The sequence below is a fragment of the Serratia sp. BW106 genome (assembly GCF_002607755.1).
GTDB lineage: Bacteria > Pseudomonadota > Gammaproteobacteria > Enterobacterales > Enterobacteriaceae > Serratia > Serratia proteamaculans.
Window position 1 is genome coordinate 172,643 of sequence record NZ_MCGS01000011.1, and the last position, 16,766, is coordinate 189,408.

19 protein-coding genes and 3 tRNA genes are annotated in these 16,766 nt (G+C 54.6%); 6 read left to right on the forward strand and 16 right to left on the reverse strand.

Features of this window, described 5'->3' with window-relative positions; all coding sequences use genetic code 11:
* Positions 1–128: 128 nt before the first annotated feature.
* The 10 genes from BEI65_RS09800 to BEI65_RS09845 all read right to left on the reverse strand — a co-directional run bounded on the left by BEI65_RS09800 (position 129) and on the right by BEI65_RS09845 (position 8,054).
* Positions 129–911: a TatD family hydrolase gene (locus BEI65_RS09800; protein WP_198404425.1), complete on the reverse strand. Its 783-nt coding sequence runs from the start codon at positions 909–911 to the stop codon at positions 129–131.
* Positions 908–2,029 (reverse strand): patatin family protein, encoded by a 1,122-nt coding sequence (locus BEI65_RS09805; RefSeq protein ID WP_099063156.1) that lies wholly within the window; start codon positions 2,027–2,029, stop codon positions 908–910. The genes BEI65_RS09800 and BEI65_RS09805 overlap by 4 nt, the downstream gene beginning before the upstream one ends.
* A gap of 10 nt (positions 2,030–2,039) precedes the next feature.
* Positions 2,040–2,225: a stress-response protein gene (locus BEI65_RS09810; protein WP_099063157.1), complete on the reverse strand. Its 186-nt coding sequence runs from the start codon at positions 2,223–2,225 to the stop codon at positions 2,040–2,042.
* 58 nt (positions 2,226–2,283) lie between these two features.
* Complete coding sequence (locus BEI65_RS09815) at positions 2,284–2,445, reverse strand: DUF1328 domain-containing protein (protein ID WP_004955572.1); 162 nt, start codon at positions 2,443–2,445, stop codon at positions 2,284–2,286.
* 157 nt (positions 2,446–2,602) lie between these two features.
* On the reverse strand, positions 2,603–3,217 hold the full coding sequence (gene osmY / locus BEI65_RS09820; RefSeq protein WP_099063158.1) for a molecular chaperone OsmY: 615 nt from the start codon (positions 3,215–3,217) through the stop codon (positions 2,603–2,605).
* Between the two features lie 529 nt (positions 3,218–3,746).
* On the reverse strand, positions 3,747–5,336 hold the full coding sequence (gene prfC, locus BEI65_RS09825) for a peptide chain release factor 3 (protein ID WP_099063159.1): 1,590 nt from the start codon (positions 5,334–5,336) through the stop codon (positions 3,747–3,749).
* A 157-nt stretch (positions 5,337–5,493) separates the two neighbouring features.
* On the reverse strand, positions 5,494–6,759 hold the full coding sequence (locus tag BEI65_RS09830) for a type II toxin-antitoxin system HipA family toxin (RefSeq protein WP_099063160.1): 1,266 nt from the start codon (positions 6,757–6,759) through the stop codon (positions 5,494–5,496).
* A gap of 3 nt (positions 6,760–6,762) precedes the next feature.
* Positions 6,763–7,068, reverse strand: a complete 306-nt coding sequence (locus BEI65_RS09835; protein ID WP_099063161.1) for a helix-turn-helix domain-containing protein — start codon at positions 7,066–7,068, stop codon at positions 6,763–6,765.
* 160 nt (positions 7,069–7,228) lie between these two features.
* Positions 7,229–7,672, reverse strand: coding sequence for a ribosomal protein S18-alanine N-acetyltransferase (rimI, locus tag BEI65_RS09840; protein WP_099063162.1), 444 nt, complete (start codon positions 7,670–7,672; stop codon positions 7,229–7,231).
* Positions 7,617–8,054 (reverse strand): DNA polymerase III subunit psi, encoded by a 438-nt coding sequence (locus tag BEI65_RS09845; RefSeq protein WP_085119608.1) that lies wholly within the window; start codon positions 8,052–8,054, stop codon positions 7,617–7,619. The genes rimI and BEI65_RS09845 overlap by 56 nt, the downstream gene beginning before the upstream one ends.
* Positions 8,055–8,210: 156 nt before the next feature.
* Between BEI65_RS09845 and rsmC the strand changes: the two genes are divergently transcribed.
* Complete coding sequence (gene rsmC / locus BEI65_RS09850; protein ID WP_099063163.1) at positions 8,211–9,254, forward strand: 16S rRNA (guanine(1207)-N(2))-methyltransferase RsmC; 1,044 nt, start codon at positions 8,211–8,213, stop codon at positions 9,252–9,254.
* A 62-nt stretch (positions 9,255–9,316) separates the two neighbouring features.
* On the opposite strand, the gene BEI65_RS09855 is transcribed toward rsmC, so the two are convergent.
* Positions 9,317–10,309, reverse strand: a complete 993-nt coding sequence (locus tag BEI65_RS09855) for an aldo/keto reductase (protein WP_099063164.1) — start codon at positions 10,307–10,309, stop codon at positions 9,317–9,319.
* Between the two features lie 130 nt (positions 10,310–10,439).
* Here BEI65_RS09855 and BEI65_RS09860 point away from each other — a divergent pair, with 130 nt between their 5' ends.
* The 4 genes from BEI65_RS09860 (at position 10,440) to BEI65_RS09875 (ending at position 11,795) form a co-directional block, all read left to right on the forward strand.
* Positions 10,440–11,384 carry a LysR family transcriptional regulator gene (locus BEI65_RS09860; protein ID WP_099063165.1) on the forward strand — a complete coding sequence of 315 codons (945 nt, stop codon included), beginning with the start codon at positions 10,440–10,442 and terminating at the stop codon, positions 11,382–11,384.
* Between the two features lie 73 nt (positions 11,385–11,457).
* Positions 11,458–11,544: transfer RNA gene (locus BEI65_RS09865), tRNA-Leu, on the forward strand.
* 34 nt (positions 11,545–11,578) lie between these two features.
* Positions 11,579–11,665: transfer RNA gene (locus BEI65_RS09870), tRNA-Leu, on the forward strand.
* A gap of 43 nt (positions 11,666–11,708) precedes the next feature.
* A tRNA-Leu gene (locus tag BEI65_RS09875) sits at positions 11,709–11,795 on the forward strand.
* 83 nt (positions 11,796–11,878) lie between these two features.
* Here BEI65_RS09875 and BEI65_RS09880 read toward each other — a convergent pair.
* A complete protein-coding gene (locus BEI65_RS09880; RefSeq protein ID WP_037424165.1) occupies positions 11,879–12,163 on the reverse strand; it encodes a DUF1435 domain-containing protein in 285 nt (94 codons plus the stop codon).
* 263 nt (positions 12,164–12,426) lie between these two features.
* Between BEI65_RS09880 and BEI65_RS09885 the strand changes: the two genes are divergently transcribed.
* Positions 12,427–13,500 (forward strand): diguanylate cyclase, encoded by a 1,074-nt coding sequence (locus tag BEI65_RS09885; protein ID WP_099063166.1) that lies wholly within the window; start codon positions 12,427–12,429, stop codon positions 13,498–13,500.
* Positions 13,501–13,517: 17 nt separating this feature from the next.
* On the opposite strand, the gene fucP is transcribed toward BEI65_RS09885, so the two are convergent.
* The 4 genes from fucP to BEI65_RS09905 are packed head-to-tail and all read right to left on the reverse strand — an operon-like array spanning position 13,518 to position 16,754.
* The gene (fucP, locus tag BEI65_RS09890; protein ID WP_099063167.1) at positions 13,518–14,747 is read right to left on the reverse strand and encodes an L-fucose:H+ symporter permease; all 1,230 of its coding nucleotides are present in this window, start codon (positions 14,745–14,747) and stop codon (positions 13,518–13,520) included.
* A 33-nt stretch (positions 14,748–14,780) separates the two neighbouring features.
* Positions 14,781–15,140, reverse strand: a complete 360-nt coding sequence (locus tag BEI65_RS09895; RefSeq protein ID WP_099063168.1) for an L-rhamnose mutarotase — start codon at positions 15,138–15,140, stop codon at positions 14,781–14,783.
* Positions 15,137–15,913 carry an SDR family oxidoreductase gene (locus BEI65_RS09900; protein WP_099063169.1) on the reverse strand — a complete coding sequence of 259 codons (777 nt, stop codon included), beginning with the start codon at positions 15,911–15,913 and terminating at the stop codon, positions 15,137–15,139. The genes BEI65_RS09895 and BEI65_RS09900 overlap by 4 nt, the downstream gene beginning before the upstream one ends.
* Positions 15,891–16,754 carry an amidohydrolase gene (locus BEI65_RS09905; RefSeq protein ID WP_099063247.1) on the reverse strand — a complete coding sequence of 288 codons (864 nt, stop codon included), beginning with the start codon at positions 16,752–16,754 and terminating at the stop codon, positions 15,891–15,893. The genes BEI65_RS09900 and BEI65_RS09905 overlap by 23 nt, the downstream gene beginning before the upstream one ends.
* Positions 16,755–16,766 lie beyond the last annotated feature (12 nt).

The following is a 16,766-nucleotide window of genomic DNA, read 5'->3' on the forward strand; positions in this document are numbered from 1 at the left end:
TATGAGTGATTTCGGAGTGCGATTATACGGAGCGGGGCAGCACCCGCACCGATTTATGTCACAAATATATACAACAGGAAGCAAATGAAAATCTTATAACGTGACGCAAGTCACACTTATTGCGACATTTAACCTTCGAGGGTAAACAAGGCGTGAGTGTTGTGTTGCAGATGGGCGGCAATATCATCCGGGGATTCAGAGCGCAGTTGGCACAGCGTATGGAACACTTCAACGGCACGCTCGGGGCGGTTGGCTTGCCCCTGATAACCTGCCAGCGGCATGTCAGGCGCATCGGTTTCCAGCAGCAACGAAGTCAGTGGTAACTGGGCCATCACATTACGGGTTTTCTGCGCCCGCTCATAGCTGATGGTGCCACCGACACCGATGTAATACCCCAGGCGAATAAACGCCTGCGCCTGGGAAAGGCTACCGGCAAAGCCGTGCACCACGCCACGGCGCGGCACCTCGGCACGACGCAGCATCGCCGCCAACTGATCGTGGCTGCGGCGGGAATGCAAAATCACCGGCAGGTCGTATTGCTTGGCCAGCTTCAACTGGGCGTTTAACACCCGCTGCTGCCGCTCAAACTGCGGGTTTTCCATATACAGATCAAGGCCGATCTCCCCGACCGCCACCAGCTTCGGCGGTCGGCTGGCAAGAAACGCCGCCAACTGCTCCAGCTCAGGTTCATGGTGCCCGGCAATATACAGCGGGTGCAGCCCCAGAGCGGCAAACAGTGGCGGATATTCGCGCGCCAGCTTCAACACCCGCACAAAGCGATCGGCGGTCACCGTCGGCACGATAATCCGTCGCACACCCGCCTGTTCGGCCAACGCCAGACTTTCGCTCTCATGTCCGCTAAACGGTGGGAAATCAAAATGGCAGTGGGTGTCGGTGAAATCGTGCATCACAGCAGGCCACCCTCACCCGGCGGTATATCACCCGGCAAGATAATCTCCATCGCAGCCAGTTTGGCTTCCGTCTGGGTGGCAAGATCGCGCGGGTGACTGATATCGGTAATGATCGGTGAAGGCATGATGACGTTTTCCGGCTGGATCAAACGCCGTGATAGCGCCTTCTTCACCTTCATGCCGTCCAGTTTGTCCTGCTCTACCAGCCAGTGGCCGACGGTCGCCAGGAAGTAACGCCCACACTTACGGCCCAGGTGATAGTCCTGATTGAGCGACGTGACGCGACTCCCCAAAGCATTACTGGCTAACGGCTTCGGTGGGAAAATCTCGAAGATGCGCAGCTTGCCGGGCGGTTTCTCAATAAACTGCTGAATGCGGTGATAGCTTTGCTCATGGTGTTGCAGGATGCGTACCATCTGCTGCAGGCTGCTTTCACTCAGCCAGTGCTCCATACGCTTCATCCACTGCGGCGTGTAGTACATCTGCGACGGCACGGTACGGATCACCACTATGGTGTCCGCGCCACGGCGATAGGCCTCTTCAACCGGGATCGCATCGCTGATGCCGCCATCCTGATAACTGACACCGTCCAGTTCTACGCCCATACGGTAAAAACCGGGGATGGCACTGGAAGCCTTGAGAGCCGGCAACCAGCTTGCACGTTGCGCTGGCAGGTAGGTCGGTTCGAAGTCATCACTGCGGCAGGCACACATCAGGAATTCACGCCCATCAATCAGCTGTTTTTCCGCCACATCCATCGCCAACGGAACCTGTTGCGAAGTGGTATCAAGCAGCCAGTCGAGATCAATCAGATGCCCACCGCGCACAAAGCGCAACGGGTTAAAGAATTCAGCGGAGGTGGTGTAACGGGTGATCACCCGCCGCGCGTAGCCCATCTGGCCACAAATAAAAGCCGAGAGGTTCTGTGCGCCGGCAGAAGTGCCGATCATCAGATCAAAAGGGTTAAAGCGGGCACGCTGAAACTCGTCCAGCACGCCGGCGGTAAAAATGCCGCGCTGCCCGCCCCCTTCACATACCAGCGCCATTTTACCGGGCCGATAAGGTTTATACGCCAGCGGTTCGATATTGCCGAGCGTGATGGGTATTCTGTATCCCAACCCTGCATCCTCAGTGAGACGTTTTACCCGAGGATACCTTGTCTTGCTCTCTTCCGTAATCCTCTTGCAGTACACCAGAGAGGCAGTCATTACTTCCCATCAGCCAGATGCAGTCGCTGTCGGACCACTCCGCCAATGCCTGACACACCCGGCCCTTCAGCTGTTTCCAGCGTCCGAAGATGATGTCGCTATTCATGACTGACCTCCCTGCTAAGAGAAAAGGAATTAAGCTTTGTTACACTTTGAGAGAAAAGCTAAGGGCGTCGGCGGCCGGTAAACAGGCTGACCAGGAACAGAATGATACCCACGACGAAGACGATTTTTGCTGCCCAGGCGGCGGTACCCGCCAGCGTCCCAAAACCTAACGCCGCAGCAATCAATGCGATGACTAAAAAGATAATGCCCCAACGAAACATAAGCTTCTCCTTACCATAGTGAAAAAACGCATCGCAATCCGTGCCCTTCTCGGGCGCTGCAAGATTGCAGGTCAGTTTCTTTTTTTGATGGTGCATCCCGGGTTAACCTTTCTGCTAACCCGGGATTTGGTGCTTGTTGTCACGCGTACTAAAAAATTTATGGCTTAACGACCAGGTCGTTCTTGACGCTTTTCACGCCATCGATAGCCTTGGCGATGCTCTCTGCACGCTCTGCCTGTGCCTGAGTTTTCACTTCACCGGAAAGCTGTACCACACCGTCGGTGGTTTCTACTTTCACGTTGCGTGAAGGCACGATGTCATCGGCCAGCAGTTTGGCTTTCAGCTCGCTGGTGGTTGCGGTATCACCGGCATAAGCCTTCACTGACTGTTTGCTTTCGTCTTTCACATGCAGCTTGTCGCTGACAGATTTGACGCCTTCTACTTTGCCGGCCACTTCAACCGCGTGCTCGGCCTGCGCCTGGCTACCGACAAAACCACTCAGGGTAACGGTGCCTTTTTCGGTTTTCACCGAGATATCGGTGCTGGAGATGGTTTTGTCATCGACCAGCGCACTTTTAACTTTAGCCGTTGTTGCGCTGTCATCCATGTAGCCGTCAACTTTTTTCATGGAGCTATCGATTTTGGCACCCGCGCTATCAGCGGCACTTGACGCTTTATTGAGCATAGTCTCTTCAGCCAGCGCGCTGCCACTAACCAGAACGGAACCCAAAACAACAGCCATCAGTGATTGTGCAAATTTAGTATTTTTCATCGATCTCTTCCTTTGGTTGTGGATCCAAAATGACTGCGGATCCTTCAGCCGCCATAACGCGGCCCACTCAGTAATACTTCACGATTTCTATACGTTCAAACAGTCACGTTAAACGATTGTTGTCACAGCAGGAGTATTGCAACGGCTGTGCCAATTTTAAAACACCCTTTAAAATCAACAACAAAACAAAAACAGCTTACTTTTCATGCTAAAAACTGTCGCCTATTGACGACAATACCAATCAGTAAAATCAATGTTATCGCTATGTTATTGATTTACATGGCATCACACTGTCTCTGATTGGCAACAGTGCCGAATAACTCGCTACCGTTATGACAAAATGCAGTGAATTACGCTTACCGGATCGGTTATGCCCTGTTAAATATAGACCATGTGGCAGAAAACGCAGGTATAGCTGAGCAAATCCTGGCGGATGCAGAGGGGCTGAAAAGATGAAGGAGACTTATTAATTAGCAGAATGGGGGAAACAATATGACCGCAGGGCACCCTAAGGCGCCCTGCTGTTCTGTTAGTGCTCGCGTGTTTTGCGGAACACCACTTCAGGGTAGCGTTCCTGGGTGATGTTCAGGTTAACCATGGTTGGCGCGATGTAAGACAGGTTGTCACCGCCGTCCAACGCCAGGTTAAGCTCACACTTGCGCTTGAACTCTTCAAACTTCTTCACGTCGCTGCATTCAACCCAACGGGCAGTCGAAACGTTGACCGACTCGTACAAGGCTTCCACGTTGTATTCGCTTTTCAGACGCGCAACCACCACTTCGAACTGCAGCACACCGACCGCGCCGACGATCAAATCGTTGCTGGCGATCGGACGGAATACCTGCACCGCCCCTTCTTCGGACAGTTGCACCAGGCCTTTCAGCAGCTGTTTTTGCTTCAGCGGATCGCGCAGGCGAATACGACGGAACAGCTCCGGCGCGAAGTTCGGAATACCGGTGAACTTCATGTCTTCACCCTGGGTGAAGGTATCGCCGATCTGAATGGTGCCGTGGTTGTGCAGACCAATAATATCGCCCGGGTAAGCTTCTTCCACGTGCGAACGGTCACCCGCCATAAAGGTCAGGGCGTCGGAGATCACCACGTCTTTGCCGGTGCGAACCTGGCGCAGCTTCATGCCTTTCTCATAGCGGCCGGAGACCACACGCATAAAGGCCACGCGGTCACGGTGTTTAGGATCCATGTTGGCCTGGATCTTGAACACAAAGCCGGTGAACTTCTCTTCCGCCGCCACCACTTCACGGGTGCTGCTTTTACGCGGCATCGGTGCCGGTGCCCAGGCCACCAGGCCGTCGAGCATATGGTCCACACCGAAGTTACCCAAAGCGGTACCGAAGAATACCGGCGTCAAATCACCGCTCAGGAAAGCTTCATGATCGAACTCATGAGAGGCACCCTGCACCAGCTCCAGCTCTTCACGCAGCTGCGCAGCCAGATCTTCACCCACGGCGACGTCCAGCTCCGGGTTGTCCAACCCTTTGACAATACGCACTTCCTGAATGGTGTGGCCTTTACCGGTCTGATAAAGGTAGGTTTCATCCTTGTACAGATGATAAACCCCTTTAAACAGCTTGCCGCAGCCGATAGGCCAGGTGATCGGTGAGCAGGCGATTTTCAGCTCACGCTCAACTTCATCCATCACTTCCATCGGATCGCGAATATCGCGGTCCAGTTTGTTCATAAAGGTCAGGATCGGCGTATCGCGCAGACGGGTTACTTCCATCAGCTTGCGGGTACGATCCTCAACCCCTTTCGCGGCGTCGATCACCATCAAACAGCAGTCAACCGCGGTCAGGGTACGGTAAGTATCTTCGGAGAAGTCTTCGTGTCCCGGGGTGTCCAGCAGGTTAACCAGACATTCGCGATACGGGAACTGCATCACCGAGGTGGTGATCGAGATCCCACGCTGCTTTTCCATCTCCATCCAGTCGGATTTGGCATGCTGGTTTGAGCCACGGCCCTTTACCGTACCAGCGGTCTGGATAGCCTGTCCGAATAACAGCACCTTTTCGGTAATGGTCGTTTTACCGGCATCGGGGTGCGAGATGATGGCGAAAGTTCTTCTTTTCGAGACTTCGCGGGCAAATTCACTAGGAGACATGTTTTTCAGATTCTACAGTTAGTCCGCCCTGCGAAAGCATCAGAACGCGCCGCGCACGGCGCCAGGCAAAGCGGTAAATAAAAGATAATAGCCGGGCATTTTCGCTGATTTACCCACCGGTGACAATCAATGGATCTTGCGAAGCAAGATTAAACCGTCAATGCAGTCGGAAATCTGGGGACAACGCCGCCCAATGCTGACGCAATACCGTTTTATGCTCTTCCACCATCGGTAAGTTTTCCAATAACTGCGGCCATAAGGTGCGTGCCTTGTCGATGGCATCCAGTAAATGCACCCGTATAGCCGGCCAAGGAATGCCGACGCGCTCTGCCCAATGTTCGAAGGTTTGCATTGAAATCATCGACCAACGCTTTTCCCGCGCCATATTAAGCGCTACTTCTGATTCATGCGAAATATAAGCCAAGGTGGTTACAATGTCATAAGCGGGAGAGAGCCGAACTTCGGTTTGATTGGGATAAATCATTGACCAGTTTTTGACATGGGCATCGCCATTGGCCAGCAGAATATTGGCCAATAAGCGGCGAGCCATCTGTTGCACATCAACCAGGGGTTCACTGCCCCAGTCATAAAGATAAGCCGCTATTTGCTCATAGTTTTTGCCACGATATTTATCATGCGCATAGAGTTCAAACACTTGGGCAAAATCTTCCGTGTGTACTCGCCCGCGTTCGCTACGATCAAAACGCCGGATGGCGTAAGCATAAGCCTCATCTGCCAGGCGCATATCAGGTAAATTATCTAACTGATCCAACGCAACTAACTCAATATCAGGGATTTCCACACCGATGGCCTGCGCTAATCGCATAGCCGTATACTCATTTTCAGGCACGCTGCGATGAACTGTTGAAGGCGTTTTGATAATCCAACTATCAGAACCCACCTGAGAGGAAATATTGAAACGGCCGTCCTGACGTAAAGAGGAAAACTTCATCTGCACACCTGCCAGAGAAAATTTTTGAGCATCCAGCCCCACCTCGATTTGCACGGCCTCCAGTTTACCACGCGACGTTAACGCCCAAGCAGGGATCTCACTCGCCGCAAGCGCCCGAGCCTCAAGTGCACCCGGCAGGTTGGCCCCTGTCCATGCCATCAAAGGAAACTCTTCAGAAGCATGCGCTTTCAAAGCTTGAGCTAACCAGCTACGTAACGCCCCTTCAGGCAGCAAATTGGATAACACGGGGGGAAGGCGCTGTGATGACATCAAAACCTGATCCAGATACCCCGGGTGCGCCCGCTGCCTTAGGGTGAACACCGGGCGAGTGGACTCTGGCATAGCAAGATATTGCGGATCAAACGTCAGGATATTCTTGTCACCGCTATAATGCGCCAGCACACCAATACGCACATTGTGTAATACCAATGCTAATGCCTGTACCGATTCAACCTGCCGTTGTCCATCCATCAGCTAGTCCTCGAGGTCTTTCAGTTTTTTGTCGAAACTCTGCAATCCAACCGCTTCTGAAACTTTGTCCACATCCTTTTGTAGTAACAACTCCACGTCACGCACATTTTTTTTCGGCACGATAAGGTATTCCAAATCCATCGCCGCCAGTATGCGTAGCAGCGTACTCATCCTCATATCACTACCGGATTCGATACGCTGATATTGCTGCTGGGTCATGCCAATCTTCATCAAAAAATCTTTTTGATTCCAGCCCAGTTCGGCGCGTTTTTCTTTCAAAAACTTTGATATTTCTGATGATTTACGCATCAGTCACCTCAAAACAACCTATTGATTGTCATCACATCGATAAACAATAAATTAGTTGTTAATCAGCATAAAAACAATCAATTTGTTGTATATACATATAAAAACAACCCTTTTGTTGTAAATTAACGTAGAAACAATAAAAGAGTTGTTTTCCTTGGGTTCAAGCCAGCGGCAGCGCCATGACTATCGCGTCTTCACGCCCATGGGCAGCAGGGTAGTAGTTACGACGGATGGTCACTTCATTAAAGCCGAGATCTTCGTACAGCGCGATGGCGGCACGGTTGGAGGCACGCACTTCCAGCCACAGCGTAAACACGCCACGGGGTTCCAGTTGTGCAATCAGCGCTTCCAGCAATTGACGGCCGAACCCTCGCCGTTGCCAGTCGGGATGAATGGCGATGTTGAACAGCGTGGCTTCATCCAGCACGATTTGGGTGATGGCAAAACCCGCCATCTGCCCGTCGGCTTCCAGTTTCAGGTTAAGGTAGCGATCGCCCTGATTACTGGTAAGGGTGGCTTGCGTCCAGGGAAAGGCATGGCTGGCTTGCTCAATCTTGAAGGCTGTGGCCAGGTCGGCCGCGGTCAGGGTAGAAATAGTGTTCATGATGACAAATCTGCTGCCAGAGTGCGCGTTTGGCACTCGCATCGAGAGAAAGCTCGGCCAGTGCCGGGCTGTGTAGCTGCGCGCCGGCCACCGCAAGCGGCTCCGCAACGCCCAACCGCCAACTGTTGCATTCGGTATCCTCAGGCAACATCGCCACCTGGTCCGGCGTCAGGGCATAGGTTTGTGCCGGGGTCAGCCCCAGGCTGCGCAGCACGTCGCAAAACAGTGGATCGTTAGGTTCAGGCAACGCCTGCGCCACGATCAGCAAACGCACCTCGGGTGGCAGACTGACCGCCACTTCGCCCTGCAACACGCCCGGGCGGCGCAATGTCCACTGCGTAATACCCAGTTGTTGTAACAGCCAGTCGCGTTTTGATGCCATGCCGATTCCTGTCAGGATCTACCCGTTGTGGTGCGCCATGCCTGCCATGCGCCGCGCTATGCTAACAAACCCGCGCGGCCTGCGCCAACAAACCCGTCGAACATATCGCCACAAAGCTCTATAATCCCCGGTCTAATTTCTAGGAGCCAAAACCTGATGTCTGCATTAACCCCCGCCAGTGAAGTCATGCTGCGCCACAGTGATGAGTTTATCGAACGCCGCGTTCTGTTCGCCGGTGACCTGCAGGACGCCCTGCCGGCCCAATTTGAGGCCGCGGATGTGCGTGTCCATACCCAGCAATACCATCACTGGCAGTTACTGAACCGGGCGATGGGTGACAACGTGCAGTACGGCCTGACCGTAGATGCCGCGTTCGTCGCCGAGTGCGATACGCTGATCTACTACTGGCCGAAGAGCAAACAGGAAGCGCAATTCCAGCTGTGCAACATTCTGGCATTGCTGCCGGTAGGCACTGACGTGTTCGTGGTCGGTGAGAACCGCAGCGGCGTGCGCAGCGCAGATCAGATGGTGGAAGACTACGCCACGCTGGTTAAAATCGACAGCGCCCGCCGCTGTGGCCTGTATCACGGTCGTCTGGATACCCAGACCGAATTCAACCTGGAAGACTGGTGGGAAAGCTATCAGTTGCACGATCTGGAAGTGAAAACCCTGCCGGGCGTGTTCAGCCGCGACGGGCTGGATGTTGGCAGCTCACTGCTGCTGTCGACCCTGGATAAACACATGAAAGGCAAAGTGCTGGACGTGGGTTGTGGTGCCGGCGTAATGGCCTCGGTGCTGTCCAAAATGTCACCAAAAATGAAGCTGACCCTCAGCGACGTCAACGCCGCAGCCATTGAATCCAGCCGCGCGACGCTGGCCGCCAACGGCATTGAAGGTGAAGTGATCGTCAGTAACGTCTATTCCGACATTACCGGCCGTTTCGATCTGATCATCTCCAACCCACCGTTCCATGATGGGCTGCAAACCAGCCTGACCGCAGCGGAAACCCTGATCCGCGGTGCGTTAAAACACCTGCCTATCGGCGGTCGTCTGCGCATCGTGGCTAACGCCTTCCTGCCGTACCCGGACATTCTGGATGCCACCTTCGGCAGCCATGAAGTGCTGGCACAAAACGGCCGCTTCAAGGTGTACCAGTCAACCGTTGCCCGTGCGCCACGCGATGGCAAAAAGAAGAAATAAGTTCCCCCCGACACGCGAGTATCGGGTATCCGGGCGCAGCGTTCACACGCCGCGCCTTTTTTTTAACCGTTGATATAGGTCATCGACTCTGCGCCGTAGCGTGCGCCTGCCGCCGCCTGCAACGGGAACACCGCCTCAATCGCCGCCAGCTCCGCCTTGTTCAGCGTCAATTCGGCCGCCGCAATGTTCTCTTCCAGATAACGACGGCGCTTGGTACCCGGGATCGGCACGATATGCTCGCCCTGCGCCAATACCCAGGCCAACGCCAGCTGTGACGGCGCCACACCTTTCTGTTTGGCCAGTTCGGTCACTTTCTCCACCAGCGCCAGATTGCGGGCAAAGTTTTCCCCTTGGAAGCGCGGATTGCTGCGGCGGAAGTCGTCGGCGTCCAAATCTTCCGGCCGCTGGATCGCCCCGGTCAGGAAACCTCTGCCCAGTGGACTGTAAGGAACAAAGCCAATGCCCAGCCGCTCACAGGCCGCCAATACCCCTTGCTCGGCATCACGCGTCCACAATGAATACTCGGTCTGCAAAGCGGTTATCGGATGTACCTTATGCGCACGCTCCAGCGTAGCGACCGAAGCCTCACTCAACCCGATGTAGCGGATTTTACCTTCGCTGATTAGATCCGCCATGGTGCCAACCACCTCTTCGATCGGCACCTCAGGATCCACCCGATGCTGGTAATAAAGATCGATCACCTCGACCCCGAGCCGCTGCAGGCTGCCCTCCACCGAACGACGGATATACTCCGGCCGACTGCTGACGCCCCGGGCGCTGGGATCGGTCGGATCGCGCAGGATGCCAAATTTGGTGGCCAGGAAGACCTGCTGCCGTTTGCCCTTGATCGCTTTGCCAATCAACTGTTCATTGGTGTGCGGCCCGTACATGTCGGCGGTGTCCAGCAGGGTCACCCCCAGTTCCAGCGCCCGATGCAGGGTGGCGATGGCCTCTTGTTCATCCTGCGCCGTCGAATAAAAATCACTCATCCCCATGCAGCCCAGACCCAGGGCGGAAACGATCGGGCCATTGGGACCTAATTGACGTTGTTGCATTGTGTTGCCCTCATGCGGTTGGTCTCAGCGGAGTGCTGGTGCAACAGAGTCTGGTTGTTTACCCTGAAAAGATAAATAATGCAGATTGCTCATCACTGTTCATAAATCGCTAACAATAGGGAGCAGCAAGATGGATCAGATCCAGGCCATGCGCATTTTCACCCGCATTGTCGAACTGGGCAGCTTCAGCCGGGCAGCCGAACGCTTGCAACTGCCACGTGCCACAGTCAGCAATGCGCTCAAGCGGCTCGAGCAGCGTCTCGGCGTCCGCCTGCTGATCCGCACCACCCGCCAGGTCCAGGTGACCAGCGAAGGCACTCTGTATTATCAGCGCTGCGTGCAGTTGCTGGGTGCGCTGGAAGAGGCGGACACTCTGTTCAGCCACCATAAACTGCAGCCCTCCGGCAAGGTGCGCATTGATATGCCCCATTCGCTGGCGCGTGAAATCGTGATCCCCGCCCTGGATGACTTTTACCAGCGCTATCCGGATCTGACTCTGGCATTGGGCGCCAACGATACCCACGTGGATTTGCTGCGTGAGGGAGTGGATTGCGTGCTGCGCGCCTGGGAAACCGAAGATGACAGCCTGGTGGCGCGGCGCATCGCCATGCTGCCACAGTTGACCTGCGCTTCTCCCGGCTATCTGGCCACGTTTGGCGTCCCCCAGTCGATTGACCAATTGCAGCAGCATCAGGCGGTGGGCTATTTTTCCCTCACCAGTAATCGCAATTACCCGCTGGAGTTTTGCCGCAACGGCAAAGTGGAGTTGCGCGATTTACCCGCCAGGTTGAGCGTCAGCGGGGCTGATGCCTATACCAGTGGCTGTCGCGCCGGTATGGGGCTGATACAGGCGGCGCACTACTCGCTGGCGCCCTGGCTGCAGAAAGGGGAATTAGTCGAAGTGCTGGCAGACACCCCGCCGCCGCCAATGCCCATTTACATCATGTATCCCCCCGGCCGGTTCCTTGCGCCCCGGGTCAGGGTATTGATTGACTGGCTGATTTGGCTGTTTGAGCAGTACCAATCACCTAAAACGGACGTTTTTCCAGCAAACGCCCGCAAACAGGGGAAATAACTATTGACGTCCCCGCCAAAATCTCTAGAATTCGCCTCCGTGGTAACGTTACTCCGGTAATGTTTCTTGGAATGCGAAGGTGGCGGAATTGGTAGACGCGCTAGCTTCAGGTGTTAGTGTCCTTACGGACGTGAGGGTTCAAGTCCCTCTCTTCGCACCAAATAACCACATGATTTATATTGCACAGCATCAATGCGAAGGTGGCGGAATTGGTAGACGCGCTAGCTTCAGGTGTTAGTGTTCTTACGGACGTGAGGGTTCAAGTCCCTCTCTTCGCACCAAGCTGGTGATATAAATCGAAAGCAAAGTAAAGATATCGGCTGTGCGAAGGTGGCGGAATTGGTAGACGCGCTAGCTTCAGGTGTTAGTGTTCTTACGGACGTGAGGGTTCAAGTCCCTCTCTTCGCACCAATCGATAACTCTCTCCGGTAATATCCCCAAAGAAATCCCCAATCGAAACGATGAAGAACACGCGAAAGCGTGGATTTGCGTTTTCAGCCCAGATTGAAGTTCAGACCGATCGCCGCCAATCCGCCAGCCAGTGCCATGCAGGAAGGCAACAACAGGTAGTGACGCCAACGACTGTTGAACAGCATCACCAATGTGGCCAGCATAGCGATCACAATCAGCGTGCGCAGTTGCATCATATCCAGGTTGATCAATGCCAGTAACGGCATCAAGGCGCATGGCAGTAATACGCCCCAGGCGCTGGCCAAACGGTTGCCGAGGCACCAACTGACGCCCCACAACCCACACGCGGTAATCATGGCTGCAATCATGATAACCCTACCCTTCAAGTGATAATGAGAACCAATATCATATACCACTTTTTTTCACTGCGCATCATTTTCGCCGCAACAACCAAACCCGGATGACACAGCGGTTGAAAAATGATAGTTTGCCATAAGAAAATTCTTAGTCTTATTCGCATGTTAATAATCACAATCTACAACCATACAATGCGGGTGTTTAATTCACACCGACAGAATTTTTCGCAACCTTAATTTTTCGACAGATCGATATTGTAAAGAGTGAACCCCGTATGAACGCGCGTTCTTATCAGGAACTGCTGAACAGCAAACACCGCTTATCATTATTTTTATTTTTATTGATGAACGCTGCCTCTTCCGTATTTACTTTATTAGTCCCATTTCAAAACAAACCCGCTTTTACCCTACCTTTAATAGGTATACCGCTATTTTGTCTGGCGGCACTGTTATTTACCCTGCGGTCTCCGCGGTTATACGTCAAAAAACTGAATCTATTTTCCTGCGTGCTCGGCCTGCTGTGGGCGGCGCATATTTATCTTAAAAGTCAGCACTGTGCGCCGAATAATCAAAGTTTTCTATTAATTAGTCTGTTCAGTATGTTCTTTATCAGTGCCATTGCCCTGACCGATAACTTTATCGCCTTTTGCCTGCATGCCGTTCCATCAGCATTAGTCATTCTATTACTGGACGGTATGCACAATACCATGCGCATCGTATTCACTACGGTATTACCGATTATCGCATTCTCCATCCATCACCTGATGCTCAAACGCAGCGAACTCTTTACTCAAACGCTGGTGGCGAATCTGTATAACGAACGGGACAGATTCAGCAATTTAAGCATGATCGATCCCTTAACCGGGCTTTATAACCGCCGGGGTCTGGAGAATAAAATCAATATGTTGCCGACGCCTCCATCGGACTGTCATTTCGTGGTGTTGCTCGATATCGATCACTTCAAGGCTTATAACGATAACTATGGTCACACCATGGGTGACCAGGCGCTGGTGCAGGTGGCCATCGCTATCCGCGATTCGGTGCGTTCGCGCGATATCGTGGTGCGCTACGGCGGGGAAGAGTTTCTGGTGCTGCTGACCAATGTGAGTGAGGATTACGCCACCCAGGTGGCTGAAAGGGTGCGGCAGCGGGTGCAGGAATTAAAAATCCCCCATCGCTTTAATCAGTTTGAAACCACCACGGTGACGCTCAGTGCAGGGATTTCCGCGCTGAACAAGCTGGATGTCGCCTCGGCGATCCGGGCGGCCGACGCCGCGTTATATCAGGCGAAAAACAACGGGCGCAATAATATTCAGCTGGCACCCACCATTCAGCCCGCCGCTCTCTAAGCCGGCGGGCGGTGAGCTTAGCGACGGCGCTGCTGCAGACCGTAAACAAACACCACGGCGAAGCACAGTAGCGGCAGGAAATACGACAACGCGGTGCTGTAGCGATCCGCCAGTGCCCCCATAAAGTAAGGCATGATGGCACCGCCAACGATCGCCATGATCATAAAGGAACTGGCGCGCTTGGTGTGTTTACCCATGTTTTTCACCCCGAGGGCGAAAATGGTCGGGAACATGATCGACATAAAGAAGAATACGGCGATCAGCGCCACCACCGAGATCCCATCCATACTGAGCATGACCACACCGCACAGCACAATGTTAACCAGCGAGTAAATCATCAGCAGCGTGGCCGGCTTGACCCTGCCCATCAGCCAGGTGCTGAAGAAGCGCCCCACCATAAAGCAAATCATGGCGATGGAGAGCAAATAGGACGCGCTTTGGTTGGAAACATCGCTCCAGTGTTCGGTGGCGTAGTTAATAAAGAACGCACCGACCCCAACCTGTGCCGCCACGTAGAAGAACTGGGTAACCACCCCGCCAACAAAGTGCTTGTGCTGCCAAAGCCCCTGGGCGATTTCACCGTGCTCCGGTTGCTCTTCCTCGCGGATGTCCGGCAAGCGGGTGCGGCTGAATAAAAAGGCAATCAGCAGTACCAGCACGGCGATCGCCACATAGGCCATCTTCACCGCACTCTGGTCACCGCTGCTCGCCCCTTGGGTGGCAGAGAAAAACAGCGTACCGCCGATCATCGGGCCGATAAACTGCCCTAACCCATTAAACGACTGGGACAGGTTCAGCCGCCGTTCGGCCCCCTGTGCGTCTCCCAATACCGTGGCATAAGGGTTGGCTGCGGTTTCCAGGCAACCCAGCCCGCAGGCAATCACAAACAGCGCGAACAGGAACATGCCAAAACTGTTGGCGGAGGCCGCCGGTACAAACAGCAATGCCCCCAGCGCATACAGGCACAGCCCGATCAGAATGCCGGCCTTGTAGCCTTTCTTGTCCATAAAATAGCCGGCGGGCAGCGCCACCAGGAAGTAGGCACCGAAATACGCCGCCTGTAATAATCCCGATTGCGCTTTGGTAACGTGCAGGGTTTCCTGAAAGTGTTTATTTAATACGTCCAACAGGCCATACGACAGCCCCCACATAAAGAACAGGCTGGTGACCAGAATAAAAGCCCAGCGCAGATTGGCCGTCGCCTTGGCGCCCACCTGAGGGGGGGCAGCAGTTTTTTCAGCAAGCATTGATATATCCTCGGTAGGGTAACGATGTCAGTGTTATTGTTTTTGCAAAGAGAATATCCGCTCCATCTCCACCCATTTTTCGCCTTGCGGCGTCCAGGGGGTGGCCACCTGGTAGTGCCACATCAGGGCTTCCCAGCGCTGCACGTGGGGATTGCTCAAACCGGCGGCGTTAAACCGCTCGGCATCGAACCCGCTACTGACTTCAACGATCATGAACAGCCGGGTACCCAGCCGGTAAATCTCCATATCCTGAATGCCGTGCTCACGCAGGTGGGCGGCAATCTCCGGCCAGATACGCTGATGGTGAACCAGGTATTCCTCGATCAATGTCGGTGAGTCGATCAGATCGAGCGCCTGACAAAAGCGCTGCCCCGTTTCCGCCGCGCCACTCATGTGATCGCCCGGTCGAGATGCAGATAGCCACCGTCCACCGACACCCATTGCCCGGTGGTGTGTGACGAACGCGATGAGATCAGAAACACCACGGTGTTGGCGATTTCCTGCGGCGTGGTCATCCGCTGTTCGAAAGGAATGCGCGCGGTAATTTTCTCAAGCTGCTGCTCCGGCTGCTCGAAGGTATTGATCCAGCGCTGGTACTGCGGCGTGATCACTTCTGCCGGCACCACCGCATTTACCCGCACGCCTTGATGGCGCAGCGATACCGCCCACTCACGCGTCAAAGCCAGCACCGCGCCCTTGGCGGCGGTATAGCCACTGGTGCCGCCCTGCCCGCTGAGTGCGGTCTTGGAGGCAATATTGACGATGGCCCCCTTACTGATTTGCAACGCCGACTGGCACAGGTGCGCCATCAGGTAGTAATGAATCAGGTTTTTCTCCAGCGATCCGACAAAGGCTTCGCGTCCGGCTTCCAGCCCCACGCCGTCGTTAACCCCGGCGTTATTCACCAAGGCATCGATACGGCCGAAGGTTTCTTGTGTTTGTGCCACCGCCCGCCGGCAGTCCTGCTCTTCACACAAATCGGTGATGATCACCGTGCTTTGCGGCTGCAACCGGCGCAGCTGTGCCAAAAACTCAGCTTCCGGCACGGCATTAGTGACAATCACCGGGATCGCCCCCTCTTCCGCCAGCAGTTGGGAGACAGCCGCACCGATGCCGGAGCCGCCACCGGTCACCATCACCACCTTATCTTTCAGATACAGATCCATAACCAGACTCCGTTAACCCATAAATTCGGCAGGCCGTACCACCCCAAATCTCCGCCTGCTGCGAAGGACTCAGCGTGGCGATGGCCTGCTCACTCAGTTGATAAACCTGGCCGTAATCACCGGCCAGCAGGCACACCGGCCAGTCGGATCCGAACATCAGTCGCTGCGGACCGAACGCCTCCAGCGCCGCCTCAAAAAACGGCAGTAACTGCGAGGCTTGCCAATGCCCGTCGGGGGCTTCGGTGATTAACCCGGACAGCTTGCAGACCACGTGCGGCAAGGCTGCCAGCGCTTTGATTTGCTGCGCCCAGTGTTCTGCACCCCGGGCGATATCCGGTTTGCCGAAATGGTCCAGCACCAGCCAATAATCGTCATGTTCGGCGGCAAACTGCGCCGCCGCCGACAAATGGCGGTGAGTGACCAAAATGTCGTAAACGTACCCCTGTCGCTGCACAGCCTGCATACCACGCCGCACTTCCGGCCGTGTCAGCCAGGCTTCCGGCTGCGGTTCGTCCTGCACCAGATGACGCAGGCCGCGCAGCAAAGGTTGTTGCTGCAGTTGCTCCAGCTGTTGCGACAACCGGGGAGCGGTGATGTCCAGCCAGCCCACGACGCCGCATACGCCTTGGCTTTGCTGCGCCTGCGCCAGCAACGTCTGGGTTTCCTGCTCACACTGGCGGGCCTGCACCACCAGCGCACCGTCAAAACCGTGCTGTTGCAGCAGGGGTTCAAGCTGTTTCGGGCCAAAATCCTGTCGCAACACCGCCATCTGCTCGTTGATCCACGGATAACGTTGCGGATGGAAATGCCAGTAATGCTGATGAGCATCGATGCGCAGCATGGCCTGTTGCCC